Consider the following 15918-nt stretch of genomic DNA (forward strand, 5'->3'; position numbering starts at 1 on the left):
ATTATTGGCACGGAAACTTACGGCGCACTGACTCGCATGCACAAATTGACTGCGCGTTAACCCGCGACGAATCGGCGGTTTCGCGGCCCGATCGTGCCGCAAACAGGCGGTAAAACACCGGTTTCGCCGCGATTCGTCACGCGCCTGTCAGGGTTAATCCGCAGCGCTGCCTGACAGCGGCAGGCTGATGCGCACCAGCGTGCCCGCGAGGCGCGGCGTCTGCTGGTACACGTGATCGTCGAGCGTCAGCGTGCCGCCGTGCTGCTCGGCGATCTCGCGCACGATCGACAGCCCCAGGCCGCTGCCGTCGCCTTCGCGGCCGAGGATCCGGTAGAAGCGCTCGACCACGCGGCCGCGTTCGGCCGCCGGGATGCCGGGGCCGGTGTCCTCCACTTCGAGGTGGACGCGCTGCGCGTCGCGCTCGGCGCGCACGCGCACCGTGATGCGGCCGCCGTCGGGCGTGTAGCGGATCGCGTTGTCCACCAGGTTGCCGAGCATTTCGCGCAGCATCATGGGGTTGCCGTCGACGTTGAGCGGCGCGTCGTCGTCCGGGCCTTCGTAGCCGAGATCCATCCCCTTCGCGAGCGCGGCCTGCACCCAGTCGCGCACCGTGCGGCGCGCGAGCTCGGCGATCTCGACCGGCTCCAACGTCAGCCCGCTCGCGCGGTTCTCGGCGCGCGCCAGCGCGAGCAGTTGCGTGACGAGCCGCGCGGCCTGTTCGGAACTGGTCGCGATCTGCTCGAGCGAGCGCTGCACGTCGGGCGGCACCGGATGACGCAGCGCGAATTCGGCCTGCGTGCGCAGCCCGGCGAGCGGCGTCTTCATCTGGTGCGCGGCGTCGGCGATGAAGCGCTTCTGCAGCGCCATGTTCTGTTCGAGGCGCGCCAGCAGATCGTTGAACGACGTGACGAGCGGCTCGATCTCGGGCGGCGCGCGCTGCGCCTCGACGGGCGACAGGTCGTCGGGCCGCCGCGCGCGGATGTGCGCCTGCAGCGCGTTGAGCGGCGCGAGCCCGCGCGACAGCCCGAACCAGACGAGCAGGATCGCGAGCGGCAGGATCACGAACTGCGGCAGGATCACGCCCTTGATGATGTCGTTCGCGAGCGCGTTGCGCTTGTCGAGCGTCTCGCCGACCTGCACGAGCACCGGCTGCGGGCCGCCCGGCGTCGGCAACGCGACGGTCGTGTACGCGACGCGCACGTCGTTGCCGCGCAGCAGATCGTCGCGGAACACGACGACGCCCGGCGGCGGCCGGTCTTCTTCGCGCGGCAGCGGCATGTCGGCCTCGCCCGCGACCAGCTCGCCGCGCGTGCCGAGCACCTGGAAATACACGCTGTCGACGTTGTCCGCGCGCAGGAAGTCGCGCGTCTGCTGCGGCAGCGTCAGCTCGGCGACGCCGTTGACCGGGTGGATCTGCCGCGCGAGCACGTACGCGTTGGTCTCCAGTGCGCGATCGAACGGGCCGTTGGCGATCGTCTTCGCGACCAGATAGGTGACGGCGATGCTCATCGGCCACAACAACAGGAGCGGCGCGAGCATCCAGTCGAGGATCTCGCCGAACAGCGAGCGCGGGCGCGCGGCCTCGGGCGTCTCGGTTTCGTCGGGCGGCGCGAACGGGTTCTCGTAGCGCGCATCGCGCGCGGCGTCGGCGGCGGACGGTTGCTCGCCGGCCGAAGGGCGGGAATGGACCGGCGAGGCCATCGCGGCGACGGCCGGGCTCAGCGCAGCGGCGTGCCGGCCGCCGCGGGCGGCGCAGCGGCAGCCGGGTCGGCCGGCGCCGCGGGCGCGGCTTTCTCGAGGCAGTAGCCGAGGCCGCGCACGGTGGAGATCCGCACGCCGCTCGGCTCGATCTTCTTGCGCAGCCGGTGTACGTACACTTCGATCGCGTTGTTGCTGACTTCCTCGCCCCATTCGCACAGATGGTCGACGAGCTGCTCTTTCGACACGAGCCGGCCGATGCGCTGCAGCAGCACTTCGAGCAGCCCGAGCTCGCGCGCGGACAAGTCGAGCACGCGCTCGTTCGCATACGCGATGCGGCCGACCTGGTCGAACGCGAGCGAGCCGTGGCGCACGACGGTCGGGCCGCCGCCGGCGCCGCGCCGGGTCAGCGCGCGCACGCGCGCCTCGAGTTCGTTGAGCGCGAACGGCTTGGCCATGTAATCGTCGGCGCCGAGGTCGAGCCCCTTCACGCGCTCGTCGACGCTGTCGGCGGCCGTCAGGATCAGGACGGGGAGGTTGGAATTGCGCGCGCGCAGGCGCTTGAGCACGTCGAGCCCGGACATTTTCGGCAACCCGAGATCGAGGATCAGGAGGTCGAAGCTTTGCATCGACAGGGCGGTATCGGCGTCGACGCCGGTCTTCACGTGGTCGACCGCATAGCCCGATTGGCGGAGTGACCGGGTGAGGCCGTCCGCGAGTATGCTGTCGTCTTCGGCGATGAGAATTCGCATGTTGCTGACCGATGGCCGGCGGGCGGGCGCGCCGGCGCGGCTGTCTCCGAACTGATCCGTGTACAACGCAGCCTGCATTGCGGGCTTGCATAAAACACTGTTTTTTTATACAGTGTCTGCATTCGTGGGCAGCGCTTGAAGCGGGCGCGCCTCTGACAGACGCTGCTCATCATAGCAAAGGACGATTCATGGAAGATAGCAAGAAGGGCTCCGGGATGACCGCCGAGAAGAGCAAGGCGCTGGCGGCCGCACTCGCGCAGATCGAGAAGCAGTTCGGCAAAGGGTCGATCATGCGGATGGGCGACGGCGACGTGAAGGAAGACATCCAGGTCGTCTCCACGGGCTCGCTGGGCCTCGATATCGCGCTCGGCGTCGGCGGCCTGCCGCGCGGCCGGGTGGTCGAAATCTACGGTCCGGAATCGTCCGGCAAGACCACGCTCACGCTGCAGGTGATCGCCGAGCTGCAGAAGCTGGGCGGCACGGCAGCCTTCATCGACGCCGAGCACGCGCTCGACGTCCAGTACGCGGCGAAGCTCGGCGTGAACGTGCCGGAGCTGCTGATCTCGCAGCCGGACACCGGCGAACAGGCGCTCGAAATCACCGACGCGCTCGTGCGCTCGGGCTCGATCGACATGATCGTCATCGACTCGGTCGCGGCACTGGTGCCGAAGGCCGAAATCGAAGGCGAGATGGGCGATTCGCTGCCGGGTCTGCAGGCGCGTCTGATGTCGCAGGCGCTGCGCAAGCTGACGGGCACGATCAAGCGCACGAACTGCCTCGTGATCTTCATCAACCAGATCCGGATGAAGATCGGCGTGATGTTCGGCAACCCGGAAACCACGACGGGCGGCAATGCACTGAAGTTCTATTCGTCGGTGCGTCTGGACATCCGCCGGATCGGCTCGATCAAGAAGAACGACGAGGTGATCGGCAACGAAACCCGCGTGAAGGTCGTCAAGAACAAGGTATCGCCGCCGTTCCGCGAAGCGATCTTCGACATCCTCTACGGCGAAGGCATTTCGCGTCAGGGCGAGATCATCGATCTCGGCGTGCAGGCGAAAATCGTCGACAAGGCCGGCGCCTGGTACAGCTACAACGGCGAGAAGATCGGTCAGGGCAAGGACAACGCGCGTGAATTCCTGCGCGAGAATCCCGAAATCGCACGCGAGATCGAGAACCGCATTCGCGAGTCGCTCGGTGTCGTCGCGATGCCCGATGGCGTGGTCGACGAAGCCGAGGCGATGGACGAAGAAGAGTGATGGCAGGGCGCCGAGGGCAGGCCGGCGAACCGGAAGCGAGCGACACGTCCGACGTGACGGGGCGCTCCGGCCGGCGAGCCGCATCCTCGGGCACCGACCGGCGCAGCGCGGGCAGTCGTGCCGAGCATCGCACCGAAACGAGGGCATCCGACGATGCCCTCGTTTCGTTTGAGATTGCGCCGCCGGTCGATCCGTTCGACGACGACGAATCGTTCGATGCGCACGACCGGTCGCGTCGGCGCGTGTCGGGTATCGGCATCCTCGGCGCGCGCGCGGCCGATGCCGCGGCGCCGGTCACGGAAGATGTCTACACGCGCAGCAGTCAGCATCCGCGCCGCACGCGTCGCGCGTCCGGCGGTGCTGCCGGCGAGCCTTCCGCCACTGCCGAGCGCAAATCGTCGAAGCCGCCGCGCTCGCTGAAGGGCCGCGCGCTCGGCTATCTGTCGCGGCGCGAGTACAGCCGCGCGGAGCTGGCCCGCAAGCTCGCACCGTACGTCGGCGAGGACGAATCCGTCGAGCCGGTGCTCGATGCGCTGGAGCAGGAAGGCTGGCTGTCCGACGCACGCTTTGCCGAGAGCCTCGTGCATCGTCGCGCATCGCGTGTCGGCGTCGCGCGCATCGTGAGCGAACTGAAACGCCATGCAGTCGGCGACACGCTCGTCGAAGAAGTGAATGCACAATTGCGCGAGACCGAATTGACCCGCGCGCAGGCCGTCTGGCGCAAGAAATTCGGTGCGCTGCCGCAAACTCCGGCGGAGCGCGCGAAGCAGGCGCGCTTTCTCGCGGCGCGGGGCTTCTCGAGCGCGACCATCGTGAAGTTGCTGAAGGCCGGCGACGATCTTCCGATCGACGACTGACGGGCTCCGTCGCGCGCGCTGCGCGCGATTTTGCTGCAACGCAACCGCTTCCGGACAGGCGGGAATACCCGCCGTCGCGCGCCCATGCCTCAGATACCCAATATGCTAAAATCCACGGGTTTTCCTCTTCGGCCTCAACCTCCAGCATGCCGCTATCCGAGCCCGTGCCCCGTCAGTTGCGACATCGACGCGCAATCCGAGCGGAAGCCTACGAGCGCGGCGACGGCTTGTGGGACATCGAAGCCTGCCTGACCGATCACAAGCCGCGCGATGTTGCGCTTGCGTCGGGCATTCGGCCCCAGGGCTTGCCGATTCACGAACTCTGGCTGCGCGTGACCATCGATCGTGACCTCAATGTCGTCGACGCCGAAGCGTCCTCGGAATGGGTTCCCTATCCCGGTCACTGCCAATCTGCTCCTCCCGCCTATCGGGCCCTCATCGGGCTCAACCTCTTCCGCAATTTCCGCCGTAACGCGAACCGGCTGCTCGCCGGCGTCGCAGGCTGCTCCCACCTCACCGAACTGTGCGCCGTGCTGCCGACGGCGGCGATCCAGGCGTTCGCCGGTGACGTGTGGAACGTGCGCGAGGAAGGCGGCGAAGGGCCGGGCCACGGCGTGGAGCACGTCGAGCCGCCGTTCCAGCTCGGCCGCTGCCAGGCGTTGCGGTTCGACGGCGAAGTCGTGCGGCAGTATTACCCGCGCTGGTATGGTCCGATCCGGCCCGATATGCGCGTTGAAGGCAGCACGAAGGAATGAACGGAAATCATTCGAAGAAGCGTCTTAAGCGACATTTCATCCATCTCTCAGACTGAAGGGAATCACGCATGAAGATTCACGAGTACCAGGGTAAGGAAATCCTGCGGAAATTCGGAGTCGCGGTACCGCGCGGCAAGCCGGCGTTCTCGGTTGACGAGGCCGTCAAGGTGGCAGAAGAGCTGGGCGGCCCGGTGTGGGTCGTGAAGGCTCAGATTCACGCGGGTGGTCGCGGCAAGGGCGGCGGCGTGAAAGTCGCGAAGACGATCGAGCAGGTTCGTGAATACGCGAACCAGATCCTCGGCATGCAGCTCGTTACGCACCAAACGGGTCCGGAAGGCCAGAAGGTCAACCGTCTGCTGATCGAAGAAGGCGCCGACATCAAGCAGGAGCTGTACGTCAGCCTCGTCGTCGATCGCGTGTCGCAAAAGATCGTTCTGATGGGTTCGAGCGAAGGCGGCATGGACATCGAAGAAGTTGCGGAAAAGCATCCGGAACTGATCCACAAGGTCATCGTCGAGCCGTCGACGGGCCTGCTCGACGCGCAGGCGGACGACCTCGCCGCGAAGATCGGCGTGCCGGCTGCATCGATCCCGCAAGCGCGCACGATCCTGCAAGGCCTGTACAAGGCATTCTGGGAAACCGACGCGTCGCTCGCCGAAATCAACCCGCTGAACGTTTCCGGCGACGGCAAGGTCACCGCACTCGACGCGAAGTTCAACTTCGACTCGAACGCGCTGTTCCGCCACCCGGAAATCGTCGCGTACCGCGATCTCGACGAAGAAGATCCGGCTGAAATCGAAGCATCGAAGTTCGATCTCGCGTACATCTCGCTCGACGGCAACATCGGCTGCCTCGTGAACGGCGCAGGCCTCGCGATGGCGACGATGGACACGATCAAGCTGTTCGGCGGCGAGCCGGCGAACTTCCTGGACGTCGGCGGCGGCGCGACGACCGAGAAGGTCACCGAAGCGTTCAAGCTGATGCTGAAGAACCCGGGCCTGAAGGCGATCCTCGTGAACATCTTCGGCGGCATCATGCGCTGCGACGTGATCGCGGAAGGCGTGATCGCCGGTTCGAAGGCCGTGAACCTGAACGTGCCGCTCGTCGTGCGCATGAAGGGCACGAACGAGGACCTCGGCAAGAAGATGCTGGCCGATTCGGGCCTGCCGATCATCTCGGCAGACAGCATGGAAGAGGCTGCGCAGAAGGTCGTCGCGGCTGCGGCAGGCAAGTAAGCGCGCTCAATGAACACGCATGGCGGCGCGGTGTGCACGCGACGCCAATCGAACAGAGGTCAAAATACATGTCGATTCTGATCAACAAGGACACGAAGGTCATCACGCAGGGCATTACCGGCAAGACCGGTCAGTTCCATACGCGCGCCTGCCGTGAATATGCAAACGGCCGCGAAGCGTTCGTCGCGGGCGTGAACCCGAAGAAGGCCGGCGAAGATTTCGAAGGCATTCCGATCTACGCAAGCGTCAAGGAAGCGAAGGCTGAAACCGGCGCGACCGTGTCGGTCATCTACGTTCCGCCGGCAGGCGCAGCTGCAGCGATCTGGGAAGCGGTCGAAGCCGACCTCGATCTCGCGATCTGCATCACCGAAGGCATTCCGGTGCGCGACATGATCGAAGTGAAGGACCGCATGCGTCGCGAAGGCCGCAAGACGCTGCTGCTCGGGCCGAACTGCCCGGGCACGATCACGCCGGACGAGCTCAAGATCGGCATCATGCCGGGCCACATCCACCGCAAGGGCCGCATCGGTGTCGTGTCGCGTTCGGGCACGCTGACGTATGAAGCCGTTGCGCAGCTGACGGCACTCGGCCTCGGCCAGTCGTCGGCGGTCGGTATCGGCGGCGACCCGATCAACGGTCTGAAGCACATCGACGTGATGCAGATGTTCAACGACGATCCGGATACGGATGCGGTCGTGATGATCGGCGAAATCGGCGGTCCGGACGAAGCCAACGCCGCTCAGTGGATCAAGGACAACATGAAGAAGCCGGTGGTCGGCTTCATCGCGGGCGTCACGGCGCCTCCGGGCAAGCGCATGGGCCACGCCGGCGCGCTGATCTCGGGCGGTGCGGACACGGCCGAAGCGAAGCTGGAAATCATGGAAGCGTGCGGCATCACCGTCACGCGCAACCCGTCGGAAATGGGCCGTCTGCTGAAGAAGGCGCTGTAAGTTCCGCGTGGTTCGTCCTGCAAGAAACGCCGGCCCAGCCGGCGTTTTTTGTTATGCTCGCGAAATTAATTTGTAAGCCGGGGCGCATGCGCACTGCGTGTGCCGACGACCAACCGGGCCGCCCGTCGGGCGGCCGTCATCCTGCACCTGCCGCCACTCATGCCTGAATTCCTGACGTCGCTGCACTGGGGCGCCGTGTTGCAGATCGTCGTCATCGACATCCTGCTCGGCGGCGACAACGCGGTCGTGATCGCGCTCGCGTGCCGCAACCTGCCGGCCAATCAGCGGCTGCGCGGCGTCGTGTGGGGTACGGCCGGCGCGATCATGCTGCGCGTCGCGCTGATTGCATTTGCAGTCACACTGCTCGACGTGCCGTTCCTGAAATTCGGCGGCGGCCTGCTGTTGCTGTGGATCGGCATCAAGCTGATGGCGCCGGCCGCCGACGCGCACGACAGCGTCAAGCCGGCCGATCGGCTGTGGGACGCGGTGAAGACGATCGTGCTCGCCGACGCCGTGATGAGCCTCGACAACGTGATCGCGATCGCGGGCGCGGCCGAGCAGGCCGATCCGCAGCACCGGCTGGCGCTGGTGATCTTCGGGCTGATCGTGAGCGTGCCGATCATCGTGTGGGGCAGCACGCTGGTGCTGCGGCTGCTCGATCGCTTCCCGATCATCGTCGCGTTCGGCGCCGGCCTGCTCGGCTGGATCGCGGGCGGTTTGATGGTCCACGATCCGGTCGGCGATGGCTGGCCGGTGCTCGATACGCCGGCCGCGATCTACGGCGCGAGCATTGCCGGCGCGCTGTTCGTCGTCGCCGCCGGCTTCCTGCTGCGGCGCCGCCGCGGCGTCCCGCAAGCGCATTGACGGTTGGCCGTCAGGCCGAGTGTCGGCCGCGCGGCCCGCTGGCTACGATCGAAACGCCTGCCCGATTCGGCAGGCGTTTTTCGTTTCTGGAGCCAGTCATGTTCGAAGCCTTTTCCGTTTCCCTGTTTCGTCGCTTTGCCGCCGATATGCGGCGCGCGCGCCGGCCGGTGCCGCGCTGGCATCCGGCCGGCTTCACGCTGATCGAGCTGATGATCGTGCTCGCGATCGTCGGCGTGATCGCCGCCTACGCGATACCCGCTTACCAGGATTACCTCGCGCGTTCGCGGGTGGGCGAGGGGCTTGCCCTTGCGTCGTCCGCGCGCCTTGCGGTAGCCGACAACGCCGCGAGCGGCGCGGCCCTCGACGGCGGCTACAGCGCGCCGGCCGCGACCCGCAACGTCGAATCCGTTCGGATCGACGGCGACACCGGCCAGATCACGGTTGCGTTCACGGCCCGCGTCGCCGCGGCGGGTGCGAATACGCTGGTGCTGGTGCCGTCGGCGCCGGACAAGGCCGACGCGCCGACCGCACGCGTGCCGCTCAAAAAGGGGACGATGCAGGCCGGCGCGATCGCGTGGGAGTGTTTTGCCGGCGGCAAGGACGCTTCGTCGCTGCCGGTGCCCGGCGCAGGCCCGATGCCGGCCGAGGCGGCGACCTTGCCTGCGAAATATGCACCGGCGGAATGCCGCGCGTAACGGCAGGCATGCGCGGGATGGTGCGGGCGGCACGCATCGCGGGGTGCCGGCCGGCCCGGGCCGGCCGCACATGGCGGCTGCCGGGGCGACGGCTCCCGCACAGAGTGGGGAAAGTTTTGTATAGTGCGCCGGTTGCTGACATCCGGTTCGCTCATGCCTTCTACTTTTTCCCGCTCGTTGTCGCTCGTTGCGCTGGCTGTCGCGCTGATCGTGCCGTACTCGATCACGAACCATACGTATCCGATTCCGACGTTCTATTCCGAGTTCGCCGCGCTGGTGCTGTATCTGCTGGTCGGGGTTTCCGTCGTGCTGCTCGCGCGCACCGGCCGCCCGGCCGAACCGTTCGCGGCGCCGGCCGCATTCGTCGCGCCGCTCGGGTTTGGCGCGGTGCTGCTCGCGCAGGTCGCGCTGTTGCCGCTGAAGGTGCCGTCGATGAACTGGCTGGCGCTCGGCTATCTGGCCGCGGCGCTGGTCGCGATGCAGGCCGGCTACACGCTCGCGCGCGGGGGGCTCGCCGAAGCCACCGCCCGGATGATGGCGGGCGCGTTGCTCGTGGGCGGAGTGTTCGCGGTTGCGACCCAGATCGTCCAGTTGTTCCATTTCGAGTCCGCGGTGTCGCCGTTCGTCGTGGTGTACAACATCGCGGTCGACCGTCGGCCGTACGGCAACATGGCGCAGGCGAACCACCTCGCGACCTATATCGCGTTCGCGCTCGCCGGCGCGCTTTATCTGGTGCAGACCCGCCGCCTCGCGGTATGGGCATGGCTCGCGCTGTCGATCGTGCTGTCGGCCGGGCTTGCGCTGACCGTGTCGCGCGGGCCGTGGCTGCAGGTTGCGGTGATGGTCGTCGCCGGTTTCTGGATGGCATGGGTCGAGTCGCGCCGTGCGCCGGGCAATCGCCGTGCGTGGCTGATCCCGGTCGTGCTCGCGCTGGCGTTCGTCGCGGTGAACGTCGCGGTGCGCTGGGCCAACGTGCATTTCCATCTGGGGCTCGCCGAATCGGCGGCCGAGCGCATGCGCGACGCGGGCCAGATTGCGCCGCGCCTTGCGCTGTGGAAGTACGGGCTCGCGATGTTCCGCGAGCATCCGCTGCTCGGCGTCGGCTGGGGCGAATTCCCGTCGCACCAGTTCGCGCTTGCGCGCGCGCTCGGCGGCGTCGAGATCGCGAACAACTCGCACGACATCTTCATCGACCTGCTCGCGAAGTCGGGCCTCGTCGGCCTCGGCGTGCTGGCCCTGGCGCTCGTCGCGTGGTTCGTGCGCGCGGTGCGCGCGCCGCAGTCGAGCACGCGCGTGTTCGGTTTCGCGCTGATCGGCGTGCTGCTGATGCACGCGCTCGTCGAGTATCCGCAGCAGTACATGTTCTTCCTGCTGCCGGCGATGTTCGTGATCGGGCTGCTCGACGTGAAGCCGCTGCGCTGGCTGCCCGGCCGCGCGGCGTTCGCGCTGTTTGCGGTGCTGTCGGTCGGCGGCGTGCTGGCGGCGGTGCCGGTGCTGCGCGACTACCAGCGGGCGGAAGTGCTGTATTACGGCACCGAGCCGGCCGTGCAGTATCGCGATGCGCCGTCGTTGCTGTTCGGCGCGTGGGGCGATTACGGGGCGGCGACGCTGTTGACGATTTCGCCGGACAACCTGCCGCTGAAGCTTGCCGCGCACGAGCGGGCGATCGCGCTGCTGCCCGGCGAGACGGTGCTGCGCCGTTATGCGGCGCTGCAGGCGCTGGCCGGTCGCGAAGCCGACGCGCTCGATACGGTCGAGCGGCTGCATGTGTTCGCGAAGGAATTGAAGGACTGGCCGCAACAACTGGCGTTGCTGTACAAGCTGTGCGACGAGCAGCCGGGGCTGAAGACGTTCAAGGCAGCCGTCGTCGCGAAGTACGGTGAAGTGCCGGCCGACGCGGAAGACGACGACTCCGAAGACGATTCGGAATAACGCGCGCCGCGCCGGGCGGGAAGTCCCGGCGCGCGCCGGATCGTGGTGAAGCGGCGGTGCGGTGGCGGCTCGTGACGGCGCGCACATTGCTTCCCGTCGCGAACGGGTAGCGACGGAATCGCGCGATTCGCGTCAACCATTGTCAAATCGTCGCCACGGGAAAGACGGCACGTGCACAATGCGCGGAAGCGTTCGCGTGCGCGCGGCGATGTCGGCCGCACGAGCGAGCGCAGGTCCGCAGATCCGGGAGCCTGCCTGGAACGATCGCGGCCGATGCCACGCGCGGCCATGCGGCCGTAGCGGGGCGCCGGTCCGATGGCCGCGGCGCGGGGCGATGCTGGCGGTGCGGCGGACGATGTCCGCCGGCGCGACGCTCGCCTGGAACAGTACTGAAGAACGATATTCGACCATGGCCCTTCGCTCGACCCTTCTGATCCTGCCGGCCGTCGCCGTGCTGTTTTCCGGCTGCGCGATGCTGTCGTCGTCGCAGGAAAGCAAGCTGACCTGCCACATTCCGCGCGCCGTCTATCCGGACAATGCGAAGCCGCTTACGCGCCGAGTCACCGTGCTCGTACGCGCGCTGATGACGACGTCCGGCGAAGCGCAGAACGTGACCGTGACGACGAGCAGCCGCAACGCGGCGGCGGACCGCGCGGCCGTCGACGCGATGACGCATGCGAGCTGCGCGCAGACCGGCGCGACCGCGAATCCGTTCCTGCTCACGCAACCATTCGTGTTCGAGCCGCGGCGCGGGGAGTAGTGGGGGCTGGTGCGGGTGATCGTGGTGTGGCGCACCGGCCGGTTGTGGTCGTTGACTGCCTGCCGGCGCGCCGCGGCCACGTCGCGCTTCGCCGCTTCGTCGAGTGGCCTACGCTCGGTGTCGCGGCAGCAGGTTCGCTCTATCGGCGCGCGAGCGCGCCGTTCGCGCGATCAGAAGGTGCGCTTTTTCAGCGTATATCCGTGCAACCAGTACAGCGTGTTGGTCTGCGCGTCGAAGTAACCGCCTTGTGCAACCTTGTCGGCGGTTTGATCCCACGACTTGCCGCCGTCGGTGCTGGTGAACGTGAGGTCGATCGGCGCACCGCCGCGACTGCCCGAGTTCGGGTCGGTGGCATAGACGAGCAGGAGGCCGTCACGGCCGACGCTCAGGCTGTCGAGCCTGAGCGTCTCGTCGAACGTGCGCAGTTGGCGCACCGACTCCGGATGGTCGTTCGTCCACATGGAAATGGCGCCCACCCGGCGGCCGTTGTCGCGACTCTCGCCGTTCTGCGGCTTGTCCAGACGTGACAGCGCGTACAGCGAATAGTGTGTCGCCGGTCCCGGCGTGGTATCGAGCGCAGTGATGACCTGGCCCGGCAGTTCGGTTTCGGTCACGAAGGCGTGCTGCTCCCAGTCGAGCCGGCCGATCACGCTGTGCGCCGGCGTCTCTGCAGTCGGAGCGATGGAGTAGGCGACACGCAGCACACCGTCAGGGCCGAGGCTCACCGCATTGAAATTCTTGCGCGTCTTGCCGGCGACGCGCGCATCGACCGGCACGTCGATCGCCTGCCACGTGTTGCCGCCGTCCGCGGTGCGCCATACTCGCGGACCCCAGCCGATTGCATAGCCGCGCTGCGGATCGATGAACAGCAGGCGGCCGATGTTCTGGTTTTCGGGCCACGCGAGCTGAACCCAGTTCCGCCCGCCGTTGGAGGACTTCCAGAGCTTGGTCGATTGCGGCGTCAGCCCGTCGGCGGGCTGCGGCGACTTGTAGTCCATCCATCCGGTGCTGATGAATACAACCGTCCAGTCCTTGCTACGCCACCAGGCTGCGTTTTGGCCGGCTTGCTTGAATTCGCGGGTCATCTCTGCGCCGACCGGGCCGCGCCAAAGTTCGACGGACGTCCTGTTCAGCGCTTCGCGGCTGTCGTTCATCCAGGCTTCGGCCGGCTCGGCTTTATCCTTGTCCTTCCACTCGGCGTACGGTTTGAACGTGATTTCAGGATCGGCGATCTTCAGCGTGATTGCTTCGTTTCCGGATATCGCGAAGTCGGCGCCGCCGTAGGGCTTGCTGTCTTTCATGAAATTACCGGAAACGATCTGCGAGTCGTCCGACCTGTACGCGTAGCCGACAATCAGAACAATCAGAACAATCAGCACGGCTGCCGCGCCCAGTGCCAGCTTCGTGAACCTTTTGGTCATTTCATTTCGATATCGGTTTTTCGAGCGCGCGCAAACTGGATCGAAGTGGTTTTCGTTGACCGATGGGATGCAGTGGACGGATGGATGTACTCGAACGTGCGAACGGCGCGCTCTCCGCTACGCAGCGGCCGCCTACCGGACCAAGGCGCCATGCGCATAGGCACATCGTTCGCCTCGGCGGCGTGTGGAATCTCCCCTCGCAGACAGCGAGCCGCCCTCAACCCGCCGCATCCTCCGCCGTCCAATCCCCCGACTTCCCGCCGCGCTTCTCCCTGACGCTCACATCGGTGATCACCATCCCGCGATCCACGGCCTTGCACATGTCATACACGGTCAGCAGCCCGACCTGCACGGCCGTCAGCGCTTCCATCTCGACGCCGGTGCGCCCGAACGTCTCGACCTGCGCGACGCAATGCACGCCGGGCAGCGCGTCGTCGAGTTCGAAGTCGACCGCCACGCGCGTCAGCGCGAGCGGATGACACAGCGGAATCAGATCGGCCGTGCGTTTCGCGCCCTGAATCGCGGCGATCCGCGCGACGCCGAGCACGTCGCCTTTCTTTGCCTTGCCGTCGCGGATCAGCGCGAACGTCGCGGGCAACATCCGGATCGTGCCGCGTGCAACCGCGACGCGCTGCGTTTCCTGCTTGCCGCCGACGTCGACCATATGCGCATGGCCGGCGGCGTCGAAGTGGGTAAGTCCTGACATGTCTGGCTCCAGTGGAACGCACGCGCGTGCGAGCGCGTACATCGATCCTGCTTCACGGCCGGCCGGGGCGTTCGATCCGCTATCCGCTTCCCGCTCTCCGCGCCGATCCAACGTTTCAACGGGCGCCTATCATAGCAGCGGCCTCAGCGGCCTCAGCGGCCTCAGCGGCCTCAGCGGCCTCAGCGCCCTCAACGGCGCCGCGCGCACCGGCGGCCGATGCGCCGCAACGAACCGTCGCGATCGCCCCGGTACAATGACCCGATTATCCGGACCACACGCCGCGATGCGCGCCGGGCGCGCGCAAGGCGCCGCTTTCACTCTGCCATGCGTGTCAAACAGTTGCTTGCCGTGTTGCTGTCGGCGGCGCTCGTGCTGCCGCCGAACGGCTATGCGCAGCGCGCGTCGACGCCGCCGCTCGAGTCGGCGGCCGGCGCGTCGCCGTCGATCTCCACCGTCCCGTCCGGCATCGCGACCGGCGTGTTCGGCACCTACGGCGGCGCGGAAAGCCGGTTCTCCGGCGCCGACGGCGCCTCCGCGCCCGTCGCGAACCTGCGCGCGCCGTTGCGCGCACTGGAACTGCCCGATCTCGGCGACGGCTCCGGCGGCTCGCTCACGCCGCAGGCCGAGCGCCGTCTCGGCGAGCGCGTGATGCGCGAGGTGCGGCGCGACCCCGACTATCTCGACGACTGGCTCGTGCGCGACTACCTGAATGCGATGGCGGCGCGGCTCGCGGCCGCGGCGGCCGCGCGCTTCATCGGCGGCTACATGCCCGACTTCGACCTGTTCGCGGTGCGCGACCCACAGATCAACGCGTTCTCGATGCCGGGCGGCTTCATCGGCGTCAACAGCGGCCTGGTCGTTGCGACGCAGACGGAATCCGAGCTCGCGTCGGTGGTCGGCCACGAGATGGGCCACGTGCTGCAGCGGCACATCGCCCGCATGATCGGCGCGAACGAAAAGACCGGCTACACGGCGCTCGCGACGATGCTGCTCGGCGTGCTGGCCGGCGTGCTCGCGCGCAGCGGCGATCTCGGCAGCGCGATCGCGATGGGCGGCCAGGCATACGCGGTCGACAACCAGCTGCGTTTCTCGCGCTCGGCCGAGCGCGAGGCCGATCGCGTCGGCTTCCAGCTGCTCGCGGGCGCCGGCTACGATCCGTACGGGATGCCGGGCTTCTTCGAGCGGCTCGATCGCGCGTCGATGGGCGACGCGGGCGTGCCGGCCTACGCGCGCACGCACCCGCTGACGGGCGAGCGGATCGCCGACATGGAAGATCGCGCCCGCCGCGCGCCGTACCGGCAACCGCGTCAGTCGGCCGAATACGGCTTCGTGCGCGCGCGGCTGCGGGTCCTGCAGAACCGCGCGCCGACCGACATCGCCGCCGAGGCGCACCGGATGCAGCTCGAGATCGACGATCGCACCGCGCCGAACGTCGCGGCGAACCATTACGGCATCGCGCTCGCGAACACGCTGCTCGGCCAGTACGACGCCGCGGACGGCGCGCTCGCGGCGGCGCGCGGCGCATTCGAAGCCGGCGAACGGCGCGCCGACGATCCGACGACGAGTTCGCCGAGCCTCGACGTGCTGGCCGCGGATCTCGCGCGCCGCGCGGGTCGTACCGACGACGCCGTGCGGCTGGCGGCGCTCGCGCAACGCCGCTGGCCCGCGTCGCATGCGGCGATCGTCGCGCACCTGCAGGCGCTGATCGCGGCGCGCCGCTTCGCCGAAGCGCAGACGCTGGCCCGCACGCAGGCGGACGCGGACCCCGAGCAGCCGGACTGGTGGGACTACCTCGCGAAGGCGAGCGACGGCAAGGGCGACGTGCTCACGCGGCGCCGCGCGCTCGCGGAGAAGCTGGCGCTCGACGGCGCGTGGCCGTCGGCGATTCGGCAGTTGAAGGAGGCGCGCGACGCGAAGGACGTGTCGTTCTACGATCAGTCGATCATCGGCGCGCGGCTGCTGGAATTCGAGGCGCGCTACAAGGAAGAGCGCGAAGACGAGAAGAACGGCCGCGGCTGACGACCTTCACACCTA

At 67.5% G+C, this 15918-nt stretch carries 14 protein-coding genes; 10 read left to right on the plus strand and 4 right to left on the minus strand.

Annotated features, from left to right (window positions below):
• Positions 1-153: 153 nt before the first annotated feature.
• Positions 154-1701, minus strand: a complete 1548-nt coding sequence (locus MBR110_RS04765) for a sensor histidine kinase (protein WP_045578814.1) — start codon at positions 1699-1701, stop codon at positions 154-156.
• A gap of 17 nt (positions 1702-1718) precedes the next feature.
• Complete coding sequence (locus tag MBR110_RS04770) at positions 1719-2450, minus strand: response regulator transcription factor (RefSeq protein ID WP_011885929.1); 732 nt, start codon at positions 2448-2450, stop codon at positions 1719-1721.
• A 188-nt stretch (positions 2451-2638) separates the two neighbouring features.
• On the opposite strand from MBR110_RS04770, the gene recA reads away from it, so the two are divergent.
• From recA to MBR110_RS04815, 9 genes are all read left to right on the plus strand, one after another.
• Entirely contained in the window at positions 2639-3709 is a 1071-nt protein-coding gene (gene recA / locus MBR110_RS04775; protein WP_011885928.1) for a recombinase RecA, read from the plus strand.
• Positions 3709-4566 carry a recombination regulator RecX gene (recX, locus tag MBR110_RS04780; RefSeq protein WP_181709205.1) on the plus strand — a complete coding sequence of 286 codons (858 nt, stop codon included), beginning with the start codon at positions 3709-3711 and terminating at the stop codon, positions 4564-4566. The genes recA and recX overlap by 1 nt, the downstream gene beginning before the upstream one ends.
• Before the next feature lie 146 nt (positions 4567-4712).
• Positions 4713-5321, plus strand: coding sequence for a DUF2889 domain-containing protein (locus MBR110_RS04785; protein ID WP_011885926.1), 609 nt, complete (start codon positions 4713-4715; stop codon positions 5319-5321).
• Between the two features lie 68 nt (positions 5322-5389).
• Positions 5390-6556: an ADP-forming succinate--CoA ligase subunit beta gene (gene sucC, locus MBR110_RS04790; RefSeq protein WP_011885925.1), complete on the plus strand. Its 1167-nt coding sequence runs from the start codon at positions 5390-5392 to the stop codon at positions 6554-6556.
• Between the two features lie 68 nt (positions 6557-6624).
• On the plus strand, positions 6625-7506 hold the full coding sequence (sucD, locus tag MBR110_RS04795) for a succinate--CoA ligase subunit alpha (protein ID WP_011885924.1): 882 nt from the start codon (positions 6625-6627) through the stop codon (positions 7504-7506).
• A gap of 159 nt (positions 7507-7665) precedes the next feature.
• Entirely contained in the window at positions 7666-8370 is a 705-nt protein-coding gene (locus MBR110_RS04800) for a TerC family protein (protein ID WP_059669393.1), read from the plus strand.
• Between the two features lie 98 nt (positions 8371-8468).
• Positions 8469-9065, plus strand: coding sequence for a pilin (locus MBR110_RS04805; RefSeq protein ID WP_279610091.1), 597 nt, complete (start codon positions 8469-8471; stop codon positions 9063-9065).
• 153 nt (positions 9066-9218) lie between these two features.
• Positions 9219-10997, plus strand: a complete 1779-nt coding sequence (locus MBR110_RS04810; RefSeq protein ID WP_060121996.1) for a PglL family O-oligosaccharyltransferase — start codon at positions 9219-9221, stop codon at positions 10995-10997.
• Between the two features lie 409 nt (positions 10998-11406).
• A complete protein-coding gene (locus tag MBR110_RS04815; protein WP_041493884.1) occupies positions 11407-11757 on the plus strand; it encodes a TonB family protein in 351 nt (116 codons plus the stop codon).
• Positions 11758-11927: 170 nt separating this feature from the next.
• Here the strand turns inward: MBR110_RS04815 and MBR110_RS04820 are convergent, their stop codons facing one another.
• A complete protein-coding gene (locus tag MBR110_RS04820; protein WP_408913014.1) occupies positions 11928-13178 on the minus strand; it encodes a WD40/YVTN/BNR-like repeat-containing protein in 1251 nt (416 codons plus the stop codon).
• Between the two features lie 217 nt (positions 13179-13395).
• Positions 13396-13884, minus strand: coding sequence for a cyclic pyranopterin monophosphate synthase MoaC (gene moaC, locus MBR110_RS04825; RefSeq protein WP_011885918.1), 489 nt, complete (start codon positions 13882-13884; stop codon positions 13396-13398).
• Between the two features lie 324 nt (positions 13885-14208).
• Here moaC and MBR110_RS04830 point away from each other — a divergent pair, with 324 nt between their 5' ends.
• Entirely contained in the window at positions 14209-15903 is a 1695-nt protein-coding gene (locus MBR110_RS04830) for a M48 family metalloprotease (protein ID WP_059735408.1), read from the plus strand.
• The last annotated feature ends 15 nt before the right edge of the window (positions 15904-15918 follow it).

This window comes from Burkholderia sp. MBR-1 (assembly GCF_013822785.1).
Taxonomy (GTDB): Bacteria; Pseudomonadota; Gammaproteobacteria; order Burkholderiales; family Burkholderiaceae; genus Burkholderia; species Burkholderia vietnamiensis.

Excerpts from the sequence above, each read along its gene's own strand:
- MBR110_RS04765 (WP_045578814.1), bottom strand. The coding sequence starts at position 1,701 with ATGGCCTCGCCGGTCCATTCCCGCCCTTCGGCCGGCGAGCAACCGTCC.
- MBR110_RS04770 (WP_011885929.1), bottom strand. The coding sequence starts at position 2,450 with ATGCGAATTCTCATCGCCGAAGACGACAGCATACTCGCGGACGGCCTC.
- recA (WP_011885928.1), top strand. The coding sequence starts at position 2,639 with ATGGAAGATAGCAAGAAGGGCTCCGGGATGACCGCCGAGAAGAGCAAG.
- recX (WP_181709205.1), top strand. The coding sequence starts at position 3,709 with ATGGCAGGGCGCCGAGGGCAGGCCGGCGAACCGGAAGCGAGCGACACG.
- MBR110_RS04785 (WP_011885926.1), top strand. The coding sequence starts at position 4,713 with ATGCCGCTATCCGAGCCCGTGCCCCGTCAGTTGCGACATCGACGCGCA.
- sucC (WP_011885925.1), top strand. The coding sequence starts at position 5,390 with ATGAAGATTCACGAGTACCAGGGTAAGGAAATCCTGCGGAAATTCGGA.
- sucD (WP_011885924.1), top strand. The coding sequence starts at position 6,625 with ATGTCGATTCTGATCAACAAGGACACGAAGGTCATCACGCAGGGCATT.
- MBR110_RS04800 (WP_059669393.1), top strand. The coding sequence starts at position 7,666 with ATGCCTGAATTCCTGACGTCGCTGCACTGGGGCGCCGTGTTGCAGATC.
- MBR110_RS04805 (WP_279610091.1), top strand. The coding sequence starts at position 8,469 with ATGTTCGAAGCCTTTTCCGTTTCCCTGTTTCGTCGCTTTGCCGCCGAT.
- MBR110_RS04810 (WP_060121996.1), top strand. The coding sequence starts at position 9,219 with ATGCCTTCTACTTTTTCCCGCTCGTTGTCGCTCGTTGCGCTGGCTGTC.
- MBR110_RS04815 (WP_041493884.1), top strand. The coding sequence starts at position 11,407 with ATGGCCCTTCGCTCGACCCTTCTGATCCTGCCGGCCGTCGCCGTGCTG.
- MBR110_RS04820 (WP_408913014.1), bottom strand. The coding sequence starts at position 13,178 with ATGACCAAAAGGTTCACGAAGCTGGCACTGGGCGCGGCAGCCGTGCTG.
- moaC (WP_011885918.1), bottom strand. The coding sequence starts at position 13,884 with ATGTCAGGACTTACCCACTTCGACGCCGCCGGCCATGCGCATATGGTC.
- MBR110_RS04830 (WP_059735408.1), top strand. The coding sequence starts at position 14,209 with ATGCGTGTCAAACAGTTGCTTGCCGTGTTGCTGTCGGCGGCGCTCGTG.